A 13,184-nucleotide genomic window follows, 5' to 3' on the forward strand; every position below is an offset into this window, starting at 1 on the left:
TAACGCTGTAATTTGAAGTATGACAAGTATATAAAATAATAAAGGTGCCAAAATCGCTGGCACCTCAAATAGCTTTTTCGTCATTTTATAATGAAGTTTAATTACGCAACCAACTCATTAGCTTTAACATACGACTCATTCAGAGTTTCCGCAACAAATACGGGAACACCATAAACAGCTGAAATAACAGAAGAGAGTTGTACCAGTTGCTCTTTATCATTTTTTTGTGGATCAGCAGTCATTATCATACCAGCACAATATTCACTAAGAAGTGCCTTACCCTCTTTTAGCCAGCGTCTTACTGCTTTCATCCCTTCCATATCTTCTTTTTTATGCTCTTTCTCTTTTTTATTAATGGACGGATATACCAAAACAAATTTTTTCTTTTCGTTTAGTACTACATCCATTTCAGCTGTCCAATTGTTGGCATCTTCCAAAGTTTCTGGAAATATTTTCATAGTAACAACAGGAAATTGTCCAACATCCATGACAACAAAATTTTGGTTATTCAACATAATACTCATCTCTCATTAAAAAATAACAGACTCTACTTTAGAATGCCTATCATTCTCAATCAATAAAGTTCCTTATGTTTGCATAAAAACCGCATTAATAAACAATTGCGCCCTATCTATATTTTTTTATCTAGTATTGAAGTGAAAATGTATATCCAAAATAATAAATAATTTTTTATAAACTAAAGTAAAAAAGCCCCTAAATAAATAATTTAGGAGCTTTTACTATTTTTACTTTTATGAGAAATTTTAGCGGACAACTAAAACAGATTGCTTAGCATAAGCAACGATACCTGACGCATTTGAACCTAATAAGTGTGTTGAAATACTTGGACGACGTGAACCAATCACAATCAAATCAGCATTAATTTTTTCAGCTAGCTCTAAAACTTTATCTCTTGCAGAACCAAATACGGCTGAATACTCAACTCGTTCATTAGGCAAATCGATACTATTAGCTAATTCTTGCAGTTGTTCTTGTACACGTTCAAGTGCTTTGTTGGCAAAAGAACTTAACATGTCATAGTGATAGCTATAGCTAATAGAAAAACGTGAAATATCAGGAATAGCATGAAAAAGATGCAGCTTTGCCCCTTCTAGTTTGGCAATATAAACTGCGTGTTGTAAGGCTTTTGTCGTTAACTCATCTTCTGAAATATCAACAGGTACTAGAATTGTCTTGTACATAGCAACTCCTCATTATCAGATTATTGTCTGTTTATTATTGTAGCGTTAAACCCACAGCTTGCTTATTTAATCTTCCTCAAGATGCCATTTATGCAATTGTCGATGAATAAACGGTGTGACTACCAGCCCAATTGATAAAATAAAAACACACTGAAGAAACAAACCATAAATTGCAATAAAAAAGCGCCCTGTTGGGGTTGCAGGTGCAGGCTCTACAGGTTGTCCACTCAGCATAGAAATTGCATTTAATGCGGACTCCATAAAGCTATGCCCTTCAATTAAATAGAATCCTAATACACCGGGTAATAACCCTAAAAAAAAGAAAATAGAGCCTATTACATAATAGCGTAAGATGCGTAGAATAAAATGATCGAGCCTTAAAAGTTCTTGGGTAAATTTTTCCATTCTTATTCACTCTATAGAGTGTTGATTCAATAAATGGCTTATTAAATAAATAAGATAAACTACGCAAAATAAAAATATGCTACGAGGAATACTCATAGCATATTAATGAATATATTAACGAACAACTAGCACTGAAATTTCCGCGTAACGAACTACGCCAGCAGCTGTAGAGCCTAATAAATGAGTGCTAATATTAGGTCTACGTGAGCCAATGACAATTAAGTCGGCTTGAATATCTTTTGCTGTAACTAAAATCTCATCACGAGGTGAGCCAAAAGTAACCGTATAAGCGACCTTTTCAGCAGGTAAATCCACCGAATCTACCAACATTTGCATATCATTTTCTGCTTTCACTGTCGCTTTATCTTTAATTTCTGGATAACCCAGTGAATAAGCATTAATGATTGCCGAAGAGATAGGAAGAACATGAATTAAATGTAAGTTAGCTCCCGTTTCTTTTGCTAAATACACAGCATGTCGTACTGCTTTACTGGTTAACTCTTCTTCTACAATATCAATAGGTACTAAAATCGTTTTATACATAATAACTCCTCTCAACTCTCCATTTGCCTTAATCCTACCGCAATAACCCAAAGATTACTGTGAGTGAATTAACTAAAAACAATCTAATCTTAATATAAACCTACTTTAATTATTAATACGTTATACGAAAAAACAAAAGAGCTTATTCAAAATAATCGACATTATGTTTTTGTGTTCTCGCCCATATTTGATTACGAACATCGCGGACAGTATCAATCAATTCTGAAGCTGTTAAACCTATTGGTCCAATACCTTTTTCAACTAAAATATCGGCAGCTATACCATGTATCCAAACCGCACTTTTAACCGCATCAGACATGACCATTCCTTGCGCTAAAAAACTCCCCATGATACCAGTTAATACATCCCCACTTCCTGCTGTTGATAATCCACTGTTACCTGTTCTATTAATTATTATCTCCCCTGTAGGAGAAGTAATAACTGTATGTTGTCCTTTGATTATTGCCCAACAGTGGTAAAGTTTTGCCACTTCTTTGGCTGCTTGTTCTCGGTTATTTTGAATATCACTCAATGTACAATTAAGTAAAATAGCAGCTTCTTTGGGATGTGGCGTTAATACACAATGTTGATTAAGTGAGATTTGTGATTTTAATTTTGCCATCAACACTAGTGCATCTGCATCAAAAACATAAGGCTGATTTTCATTCCGCTGAGCTAATACATTTAATAAAATATTTTCAGAATTTGCTGACAACCCCAACCCACAACCAACCGCCCAAGCAGAAATATCTTGCCTATCCACTAACTCAGACGCTGTTTTTAGCATGAGTTCTGGTGCACTATCAATAAAAGGAAGAGGAAGTTGTAACTGTGCGAAACCAAGAAAAACTTTTCCACAGCCTGCTTTTAATGCACTTTTACCAGCCAAGACAATGGCACCACTCATTCCTTCAGCGCTACCAATAATACCAATTGTTCCAAATGTACCTTTATGTGTATTTCCTGTTTTACGCTGATAAAGTGCAGGGTAATGTGTTATTGCATGTAATAGTTGCTCTTTTTTCATCTTATTCTCCCCCACCATTTCCTGCATTTTTTCTTATTATTAATCACAATAGATATACAAACTCTCTTTTATGATTGTTCTTCAAAGTATAGCGTGATTTTAGTAAGTAAATGTGTGAGCTTACTATTTTGCCTAATTGTCACTCTAACGATCTCAATCTGATAAAATGCTTAAGGCTATACTATTCATCCCTCATCAAGACTTTGCTATTCTATCGGCCTAATTTGATATTATTGGCCAATTAAACACAAAGGAAGTAGATAATGAACGAAAAATTTAAAACACAAGCAGATGTTGAAACATTGGCAGAAGAAGTGGCTTGCTTAAAAACTCTTGTCACTTATATGTTAAAAGCATTAGGCCAAGCAGATGCAGGACGTATTATTTTAAATATTGAACGCGCGATTGCAGAAGTTGATGACGAAAAACAAGCAGAAACATTCCGTAATACTATTAGCCAAATTAAAACTGTTTATCGCCAATAATTGATTTATTTTGGATTGGGTACTAGTACATATTTTTATTCTATTTTCTGAACTTTTTGTGCTGCACAAATAAACAAAAATTAGTTTTAAATTTCTATATACTTAATCTCGAAATAAACCATTCTTTATTCATTTAGCTACCCCTCTATCTTTATAGAGGGGATTTTTTTCTCTTTCATCCCCATTTTTTAACTCTCTCATTAAAAAATTTTTCATATTTTATAAATGATAATTATTTTGTTTATTCATTATTTTAGCTAATAATCTGAATAATAGATTCTTTTTGTTAAGAGTTTTTAATGTTATTTGAATTAGAGAAAAAGATAAAAAATCTTATACCTTTAGTGTTGTGATTACAAATTAATCTATAGAATACAGTAAATTAAGTTTAACTTAGTATTATAGGTTATCATTTTATCCTTATTTTTATATTTAATTCTCTATTTTTTATTATTAACGTAAATAAAAATCAACATCATAAAATGTAAATAAAGATAAATCCTAATATTATTAAATTTATGTTATTTTATTTATTGTTAATTATAATTTTCCTTTGAAAATAAAAAGCTAGCTTATTGTCCTTAAGCACAATTATAGCTATGAAATTAGATTCAATCGGATTAAAAAAATTAACGTTTTATATTTTTTACACTTATTCTGATTTATCGTCATCCCTGTTTATATGTTACACTCAATGAGTACGTACCAAAAAATAAACATGAGGCTAAAATGAAACCACTTCTCTTATCTCTGCTATTATTGCCCGCAGTTGCTTTCGCTAACCCAACAAAAATGGCTGATGATTACTGCGATACCTTTAAAGATATCTCAATTAAAGCTTATGATACAAAAGAGCCAGCAGAGAAAATTGCCAAAGATGCAGTAGCCTCTTTAAATGCAAAGAAATTTGATTTTGCAAAATTAGAAGCAACTGAAGCACAATTTACTGAAGGCACTATCGAAGTTGTTAACTCTTTACGTGATGCAAAAGCTGAAATTGGTTCTCGAGCAGAATTCCAAGAAGGCCTAACTCAAATTGTTGCCGCTTGTAAAATTCAAATGATTTCTGCATTAGAAGAGCAAAAAAAATAATCTTCTCATTAAGAAATGAGTAGTAATCAATTTAAAGAGTAGAAATTATCCTGCTCTTTTTTATTTTGCCCTCTCCATCACTTCTTCTTCTTACCTTTTGCTTTTACCTTGCTTTTTTCTCTTTCTCTATAACTAATTCTCTATACTCTAAATAATTCGAGGAGGCGCTAGGAGCATACAATACGAATGGAACCAGTCACAACGCTACGGCTTGAAGTATGGCGAGTATCAATTATAGAGTATCTATCTATCAATATTAAGGTTTATAATACCTCGGTAAATACTTGTTAGTACTGGCCATAAAAAGGAGATATTGTGAGCAACGAACAATCCATCCAGCGTTTAAGAAGACTACGCCAGTCAGAAAACCTGCGCGCTCTCTTTCAAGAAACAACCTTAACTAAAAATGATCTCGCTCTGCCTATTTTTGTTGAAGAAGGGCTTGATGATTATCAGCCTATTAAAAGTATGCCGGGTGTGGTTCGTATTCCTGAAAAACGTCTTGCTTATGAAATTGAACGCATTGCCAAAGCTGGCATTAAAACTGTCATGACTTTTGGGGTATCCCATCATCTTGATGAAACTGGGAGTGATGCTTGGAAAAGTGATGGCTTAGTTTCTCGTATGTCTCGTATTTGTAAAGATGCAGTCCCAGAAATGATTGTGATGTCTGATACTTGTTTTTGTGAATACACTTCACATGGTCACTGTGGCGTTTTACATGGTGAACATGTAGATAATGATGAAACTATCTATAATTTAGGTCTTCAAGCTGTTGCAGCTGCGCAAGCTGGTGCAGATTTTATCGCTCCATCTGCAGCAATGGATGGACAAGTCGCCGCCATTCGCGCAGCACTTGATAAAGCAGGCTTTAGTGATACAGGCATTGTCTCTTATTCAACTAAATTCGCCTCCGCCTTATATGGTCCTTTCCGTGATGCAGCAGGCTCTCGTTTAATAGGTGATCGCAAAACTTATCAAATGAATCCAATGAACCGCCGTGAAGCTATCCGTGAATCATTAATTGATGAACAAGAAGGCGCTGATATGCTGATGGTAAAACCCGCGGGCGCTTATTTAGATATTATTCGCGATGTGCGTGAACGTACATTATTGCCTTTAGCTGCTTATCAAATCAGTGGTGAGTATGCCCAAATTAAATTTGCGGCATTAGCTGGTGCAATCGATGAAGATCGTGTGGTCATGGAAACTTTAGGTTCAATTAAACGTGCTGGAGCAGATTTAATTCTGTCTTACTTTGCACTTGATTTAGCTGAAAGAAACCTACTTTAATCATCTTATGCTCAAAATGATCTAAGGTGTATAAGGTACAGCTATACACAATGTTTCATTTGTGTACATACAGTAAACAACTTGTTGAAGATGCTCTAAATAATTCAAGGTGTAGCTAGTCAACAACGCTACACTTTGAAATATGGCGAGTAATTTTATTATGGGGCTACTATGGATAACTGTATTTTCTGTCAAATCGTAGCGGGAAAAGCACCTTGCCATAAAATTTGGGAAGATGATCACCACCTCGCTTTTCTCTCTATATTTCCTAATACCAAAGGCTTTACTGTTGTTATCCCTAAAAAACACTATCCAAGTTATGCGTTTGATTTAAGCGATGAAGCCTTAGCCTTACTCGTTATTGCGACCAAAAAAGTTGCTAAAATTTTGGATAAAACATTCCCTGATGTGTCTCGTTCAGGAATGTTTTTTGAAGGCTTTGGTGTTGATCATGTTCACAGTAAACTTAGTCCAATGCATGGTACTGGTGATATGACTAAATGGGCACCTATTGAAAATAAGCAGAAGATTTTCTTTGATAAATATCCGGGTTATCTTTCATCTCACGATTTTGAACGTGCGAGTGATGAAGAGCTTGCACAATTAGCAGCCTTGATCAGAAAAAACAATAAATAAATACAACAAATAAATATTTGATTTATTTTTTATACTCAGGCTTTCAAATATAAAAAAACGCTCAGCCTTATATTTTAAGTTGAGCGTTTTTGATCAAGATAAATAAATTATTTAGTTGAAAGCTTTGCTTCCATCGGTAAATAAGGCTGAACTTTCTGTTCAAGGAGTTCAATTAATGCCGGATCATTAAAGCGATAATTATCAGGTATTCCCAATATATGGGCTTTTTTATAGCGCATGATTGCAGGAAAATGTGCAGATAAACGATTTAAATGTTTAGATTCCATGACAAGCACTAAATCAGCCCATTTTAGCAATTCATTATCAACAACACATTGTGCATCTTTGCGCGTACCTGCTGAAAGTGTATTAATTCCTTCTCTATCTGCAAACAATAGTTCAGCGGTTGGGCTTCGCCATTGGTTTTTACTGCAAATAAATAAGATATTCATTATTACTCACTATCAGATAATGCATTTAATCGACGCTGACTACGAGAAATTCTTGGATATTCAATTCCTAGTTGTGCAGCTCTGGTCATTTTGAGTGATCGAGTATATAAATTAGACCATTTTTTTTCTGGTTTAAACATCACTCGTGAACACCCCATTTCTTGATGTTTATTTTTGCGGTTAACACATTGGCGCCAACAACGATCTCTTTGTGTAGACATAAAAACCTCTCAGATTAAAGGGATAGCAGCCGCAGTAATACGGAGAGGGTCTAACCATATGTATAATACATGATAAAAATTAATTTCGATACCAAATAATACAGTATGACTTTTTATCTCTATAGGTAGTTAGCTCTATTTTTTAATTAAGTAATCCATATTGTTTTAAAATAAGAAAAATAATTAGCACCGTTTGAATAACTAGAAATATATTTAAAAATAAAAATCTATTTTTGCTCTTTTTATCATTATAAGCTATTTTAGTAATGATATTTTCTCTTTCTTGCTTGCTCTTCTCAGTAGAGATTAGAAATATATCATTGCTAATTAACTGTTTTTCTTCAATTTTATTACCAAGCTTATCATTTTTTTCATCTACCTTTCTATCACGTTCTTTCAGGTATTGGAGTAAATTTTCTTCAATTAAATAAACACCATCATTAATGTGACATTCCAATAAGTGCTTGTGTTCTTCTGATTTACTTGTGAGTATTTCAGCAAGATGAGTTAATTCTTTATCAAAATAAGCATTATGTTCATATGATATGTCATCAGCTTTGTTAATAAGTTCTTTACGTATTTCATTAAAATGAGTATCAAGGTAATTTTTTAAAAGATTAATATTCTCTAATATCTCTTTTTTATTCTCAACAAGCAGAACATCACTCTCTTTAACTTTACAAATGATTTTATCATTTTGAACTATAGCATCTTCTTGTAACTTATTTACCTGTCTATTTATTTCATCCGTTTTGCTATTCAGATTCTCTTGAATCAATTGATGCCTTTTTTCTTCTTCAAGAGAGATAGAAGTTAATGAAGATTTTATTTCATCTGTAGTAGAATTTAATTCTTCAGTGAATTCGACGAAACTATTTTTATATGCGTTGATTTTTTGATCAACTTTTTTTATCCCATTGCCACAAGTAAAAACCAAATCATCAATTTTATAAATAACTTTGTCAGTTTGAACTACAGCATCTTCTTGTAACTTATTTATCTGTTTATTTATTTCATCCGTTTTGCTATTCAGAATCTCTTGAACCAATTGATGCCTTTTTTCTTCTTCAAGAGAGATAGAAGTTAATGAAGATTTTATTTCATCTGTAGTAGAATTTAATTCTTCAGTGAATTCAACGAAACTATTTTTATGTGCGTTAATTTTTTTATCAATACTTTCTATACCATTATCACACGTAAAAATAAATTCATTAAGTTTTTCCATAATGGTATCTGAGTTATTTTTAAACTTTCCATCAATAGAACTAATAAAAATATCTTGAACTAGCTCATCTAGCATTTTTTCTGATGGGTCTTTTTTAATATCTTTCATTTTATTTCTCATAATAAACGATCTCATTACATTAATGGTTCTAAGTTTTTTATATACAGAAAATCTTTTCTTAAAAGATGAATTAAAAAAAGGTAAGCAAGTTGCTTTTCTTTACTCTTAACACTATGCTTAAAAAGCATATTTAACTGATACATTCTTTTTTCATATGATTCATAAATATGCTGACTAAACGAATTACTGCTGTTGATATTATCATCAAGCTTCAAAACCCTCATATTTAATTTTTCTTTTAATTTTATAATCTCTTCTAACTTCCTTGAATGAAACTCCCTATTCTTATTAAGAATAGTATTATTATTTCTTATTTTAAGACTTATAATATTAGATAGTTTTTTATTTTCATTCTTCTTTTTATTTAAATACCTATCAATATATCCCTTTGTTTTATTCAACAAATAATCCTGTGCATTACTAATCGATGATATAACATCAGAAAAATCACTATTATAATTACTATCAAAAAAATAACTGTCTAGAGTATAACTTTCCAACTTTGATGATATATTATAAAAAAAATCTAATAACTCAGATAAATCATCATTATAATTATCTCTATCAGTGAGTAAACTATTATTAATTGATACCCAATCATCATAAGCATTGATGATTATTTCTTTTTTATGCGCAAGGATTAATTGTAAGCCTTTAACCGATTTATTACTATTACTAATATTTTTTTCATCCTCAAAATAAATAGCTTTAAGCTCTTCATTCTTACTTGAATAACTTTTTTTCTCTTTTTTATTTATATCTATTAAGTCACTAATTTCTCTTATTTCTTCTGTTAATATTTTTAATTTTTTATTATTTTTTTGGATATATTTCTCTTCTTTATTAATTAAATTATTAATCCGTTCCATTTCAGATTCTAATTTTTTTATATAAAATAGATAATCTTCAACCTCTTTGTTTTTTTGTTGTTTTAAATACTCAGGTAACATATATCCTGTTTTCAAACGGGATAAAGGATTCATTGATAATTCGATATCTTGGTATAATTTATCAAAAATAATATTTCTAAGATGGAGACTTTTCTGCTTAAACTGGTCATCCTCTTTTATAAGAGCGTTCCAACTCCGCCCACATTCTATGGGATAAATTTGTTCTTTAATGGATACAGGTAATTTTAATTCCATTGTATTTATTTGCTCAAACAAATACTGATTAAAAGAGTCTAACGAATTAATTTTATCATTGCTAATTTTCTTTTTTATCGTTGCATTCGAAAAGCTATGTGTAAGTATAATCTTATAAACTGTTGAATTAAGATACCAATTAGATAATAGTTTGTTATCTAACTCATTTTCTTTTAAAAAACCCAAACCGTCAATTTTCCCTACCAGAAATATCATATCAGCGGCACTGATATAATTCCCAATAAGCTCTTTTACATAGCTATTTTCATTTTCGTTTCTTGCATTAACACCTGGTAAATCATGAATAAGCAAATCTATCCTGTCATTAGTACCGGACATAAAATAGATATTTGGAATAAAAATATCTATTGTTGATATATCTGTTATTTTTCCTTCTTCAACATTCGTTCGTAATTCTTTTAATATTGCTAGAGCTTCCTCATCATCAAACTGTTCTTTACCCTTTTCTCTGTGGCTAAAATGCCAATATTGATCTGCAGAACAACGATAACGTGATGTTCTCGAAGTCGCAGAATTACCTAATGTTTGCCCTGCACGCAATACTTTATCGACTTGAGAAATTTTATTTTCATCAATTCCTAACAATGTCAATATAAATGTTGTTTTCCCCACTTGAGTGGAGCCATAAACAATTATTGATGCCTGCTTCTTATTATTTTCATTTAATTTTATTAGCCTATCAGAATCAAATTTTTCAATAAAACTCTGATAAGCATTTTCGGCCCATAATAAGCGTTCAGAATAAATATCACGCCAAGATGTTTTGTGCATCAATTAAATATCCTTTAAATACTTTTTGAATTCGTTCTAAACGTGATTTAGCTAATGTAATATCGCTTTTTAAAGACAAGCTGTCAGGGATATCATAAATACTTTTAATATTATTTTCGATAATTTCTCTAATGTCATTTATTGCATTTTCATAGATATCAACCACACTTTGTATATAACTTGTTTCAAAATTCATCATTGTATTTTTGATAAATGTAATTTGAACTTGATCTGACTCTCTGATTACAGATGTAATTTGATATAACGTATAAGCAGCAGTCATTGCCAATGCAGCTTTACCCAATACTGCAATAGGAGAAAATTTAGCATCAGGATTAGGTTCATATTTCCCGTCAATCTTACCATCAGACATATCTAATCCTAGTAATGCCATCATTGAATTTCTTATTGGTGTGATCTTTTCTGTACCATCAAATAATTTTTCAAGGAACATTTGTGGTGTTATTTCACAGGGATGAGAAATTTCTGTATTTTTTTCTGAAAGAATTAAGCATCCTCGAGCAAATTCCATAGCAAGAACGGGTATTAATTTTAATGCTTCTTCTTTATCAGATAAATTTATATTATCTAACTCTTGGTTTTTACCATACAAATAACCTTGTAAAGCTTTTAATGGCATCTCTTTTTGTGGTAAACCTTCAATATCTCCGCTACTATAATTCAAAAGCTGAGTTACAGATGTAGATTTATTTTCAATAAGAAGATTATCAAATTTATTGATAAAAAAACCATTTTTCTGAAATTCTTTTCCATTTAAATTTGTTATTACATTACCTGTAATAATATAAATATTTTTTTCATTATATTTACTATTCCAAGCACTCTCAATTCTTCCAAGTCTTTCTCTTTGAATTTCCTGACCTTGGAGAAGTAATTTTCTACCAAAAATCTTAATATTATTGATAAAGCCTTCTTCTTCATTCTTATATTTTGTTTCACATAAATTTATTGCTGATAAGGTATGAGTACGTATTCCATGTCTTAGATCTTTACGTAATTTTTTATTATAATCACCTGCAGATTTATCAAATACACTTAAAATATCATTGATAATTTCTAATTTTTCATCATGACTTTCAGTACAATTGCTTCTTAAAGTGTCTAAAATAAAAACTATTTTTTCAATATCATTCTCTAATAAATCTTGGAATGATTCTAGTAAATAGGTTTGTATTTTTGAGGAGGAGTAAGAACAATTATTAATTGTCTCCTTTAATTTATCTGACCATTCATTTTTATTACCATGCCCAGTTAAAACAATATTGTCTGTTTTAATTTCATTATATCTATCATTGTACCTTTTATTAAAAATACTCGATGCAGTATTTGCTAACTGTGTTTTATCTTCTTGCGACATATTTTCAGTTTTTGTGACAGCTATAACCGGATTTCTATCAGCAAGGAATTTGCTAAGATCTTGAGTAATATCATTTTGATTATTATTAGCAAGTAAAACACCATCCGTTACAATAATAATTCCGTTAGCATTTACAAAAATATGCTTCATCAGATTTTGCCAAGCATTGTTCTTATAATTTATTTTTTCATAACCTGGTAGTAATACCCAATTTAAATTTTTATTAATAAAGGATTTTTCACTAGGTATATATAGTTTTGGATAAAGTATACTTAAATTTTCATTGCTAAATTCAGTATTGAGTTGTTCCCAGCCTTGTAAAACCTGTTTTAATTCCTCTTTAGTTATATTGTCTTTTTCTATAATATTTCTTGTTTCTTTTTCTAAACAAACAAACACAGCTTTAGGCTCTACAAGTGATTCATCTTCAGATTGTTCAATAAATAGTGGAACCTGTTCACCACGTCCAGGATTACCCTCTAACCAATCATCCGTTATATTTAACATTTCTTTAACTAAAGTTGTTTTGCCTGCACCTTGTGTTCCACCAATCGCATAAATGTCTTTTTCCTGTAATAAAATAGTGAGTTCTATTTTTCTAATAATATTAACAAGATGCTTAACATCATCTTTAGACGCTTTATTTTCAATATAGATTGACAAAGTAAAGTATAGTGTTTTTCTTAACTCTTTTAATAAAGACGGATCAAGCTTCATTTTATTATTACCTATAGTTTCTCAAATCATTTAGTCGAAAAAATACGCCAATGTTATTTTTTTGTTAAATATATTGGTCGTACTACTGCCGATTACTTAAAATATTTAACGAACAATACCCTATAATATATCGCATACAGGAAAAATAGTAATCTTAAAATAAAGTAGAATAATATTGCTATTTTAAACTAAATATCTTTAATTTCACTGATAGAATTACATATTTTTAGTTCACTTAATGAAAAGTATTTTTATTATTTATTTTTGGAAATTTAGCTTAATAAAATACAATCACTTTCCGTCTATATTTTGGCGAAAAGACGATATAGTATTTACACTGCCACTTTTTATGTGCTGAGCTTTATGCTTTAATGCTCATAAACACCTTTCCTTATTTAAGTTACGAATATTAGCTTGAATATCTATATCGTAACGGAAAGGTGTATAACCT

General features: G+C 30.9%; 14 protein-coding genes and 1 pseudogene. 4 read left to right on the forward strand and 11 right to left on the reverse strand.

Translation table 11 applies throughout. The annotated features are described in order from the left end of the window. Positions 1 to 101 precede the first annotated feature (101 nt). The 5 genes from DK866_RS02530 to DK866_RS02550 all read right to left on the reverse strand — a co-directional run bounded on the left by DK866_RS02530 (position 102) and on the right by DK866_RS02550 (position 3,177). Positions 102 to 524 (reverse strand): hypothetical protein, encoded by a 423-nt coding sequence (locus DK866_RS02530; protein ID WP_244179642.1) that lies wholly within the window; start codon positions 522 to 524, stop codon positions 102 to 104. 240 nt (positions 525 to 764) lie between these two features. After that, positions 765 to 1,202 carry a universal stress protein gene (locus tag DK866_RS02535; RefSeq protein ID WP_109407609.1) on the reverse strand — a complete coding sequence of 146 codons (438 nt, stop codon included), beginning with the start codon at positions 1,200 to 1,202 and terminating at the stop codon, positions 765 to 767. 66 nt (positions 1,203 to 1,268) lie between these two features. Beyond that, a complete protein-coding gene (locus DK866_RS02540) occupies positions 1,269 to 1,607 on the reverse strand; it encodes a hypothetical protein (RefSeq protein ID WP_109407610.1) in 339 nt (112 codons plus the stop codon). A 114-nt stretch (positions 1,608 to 1,721) separates the two neighbouring features. Continuing rightward, the gene (locus DK866_RS02545; protein WP_036912874.1) at positions 1,722 to 2,150 is read right to left on the reverse strand and encodes a universal stress protein; all 429 of its coding nucleotides are present in this window, start codon (positions 2,148 to 2,150) and stop codon (positions 1,722 to 1,724) included. 142 nt (positions 2,151 to 2,292) lie between these two features. After that, complete coding sequence (locus DK866_RS02550) at positions 2,293 to 3,177, reverse strand: NAD(P)H-hydrate dehydratase (protein ID WP_109407611.1); 885 nt, start codon at positions 3,175 to 3,177, stop codon at positions 2,293 to 2,295. A gap of 263 nt (positions 3,178 to 3,440) precedes the next feature. Between DK866_RS02550 and DK866_RS02555 the strand changes: the two genes are divergently transcribed. The 4 genes from DK866_RS02555 to DK866_RS02570 all read left to right on the forward strand — a co-directional run bounded on the left by DK866_RS02555 (position 3,441) and on the right by DK866_RS02570 (position 6,683). After that, on the forward strand, positions 3,441 to 3,662 hold the full coding sequence (locus DK866_RS02555) for a DUF2594 family protein (protein WP_036936466.1): 222 nt from the start codon (positions 3,441 to 3,443) through the stop codon (positions 3,660 to 3,662). A gap of 729 nt (positions 3,663 to 4,391) precedes the next feature. Beyond that, complete coding sequence (locus tag DK866_RS02560) at positions 4,392 to 4,754, forward strand: hypothetical protein (protein WP_006536483.1); 363 nt, start codon at positions 4,392 to 4,394, stop codon at positions 4,752 to 4,754. Positions 4,755 to 5,069: 315 nt separating this feature from the next. Next, complete coding sequence (hemB, locus tag DK866_RS02565; RefSeq protein ID WP_072064069.1) at positions 5,070 to 6,047, forward strand: porphobilinogen synthase; 978 nt, start codon at positions 5,070 to 5,072, stop codon at positions 6,045 to 6,047. 171 nt (positions 6,048 to 6,218) lie between these two features. Further along, positions 6,219 to 6,683, forward strand: coding sequence for an HIT family protein (locus DK866_RS02570; protein WP_109407612.1), 465 nt, complete (start codon positions 6,219 to 6,221; stop codon positions 6,681 to 6,683). 107 nt (positions 6,684 to 6,790) lie between these two features. On the opposite strand, the gene DK866_RS02575 is transcribed toward DK866_RS02570, so the two are convergent. From DK866_RS02575 to DK866_RS02600, 6 genes and pseudogenes are all read right to left on the reverse strand, one after another. Next, on the reverse strand, positions 6,791 to 7,135 hold the full coding sequence (locus DK866_RS02575; protein ID WP_109407613.1) for a low molecular weight protein tyrosine phosphatase family protein: 345 nt from the start codon (positions 7,133 to 7,135) through the stop codon (positions 6,791 to 6,793). A 2-nt stretch (positions 7,136 to 7,137) separates the two neighbouring features. Beyond that, positions 7,138 to 7,356 carry a hypothetical protein gene (locus DK866_RS02580; RefSeq protein WP_109407614.1) on the reverse strand — a complete coding sequence of 73 codons (219 nt, stop codon included), beginning with the start codon at positions 7,354 to 7,356 and terminating at the stop codon, positions 7,138 to 7,140. Positions 7,357 to 7,498: 142 nt separating this feature from the next. Further along, on the reverse strand, positions 7,499 to 8,689 hold the full coding sequence (locus DK866_RS02585) for a hypothetical protein (RefSeq protein WP_162556969.1): 1,191 nt from the start codon (positions 8,687 to 8,689) through the stop codon (positions 7,499 to 7,501). Positions 8,690 to 8,715: 26 nt separating this feature from the next. Next, entirely contained in the window at positions 8,716 to 10,638 is a 1,923-nt protein-coding gene (locus DK866_RS02590) for a hypothetical protein (RefSeq protein WP_109407616.1), read from the reverse strand. Next, complete coding sequence (locus DK866_RS02595) at positions 10,616 to 12,733, reverse strand: hypothetical protein (RefSeq protein ID WP_109407617.1); 2,118 nt, start codon at positions 12,731 to 12,733, stop codon at positions 10,616 to 10,618. Before DK866_RS02595 ends, DK866_RS02590 begins: the two co-directional genes overlap by 23 nt. Positions 12,734 to 13,022: 289 nt before the next feature. Further along, positions 13,023 to 13,094: pseudogene (locus tag DK866_RS02600) on the reverse strand (IS200/IS605 family transposase); the annotation flags it as partial. Positions 13,095 to 13,184: the final 90 nt, after the last annotated feature.

This window comes from Proteus genomosp. 4 str. ATCC 51469, assembly GCF_003144375.1.
Lineage (GTDB): Bacteria > Pseudomonadota > Gammaproteobacteria > Enterobacterales > Enterobacteriaceae > Proteus.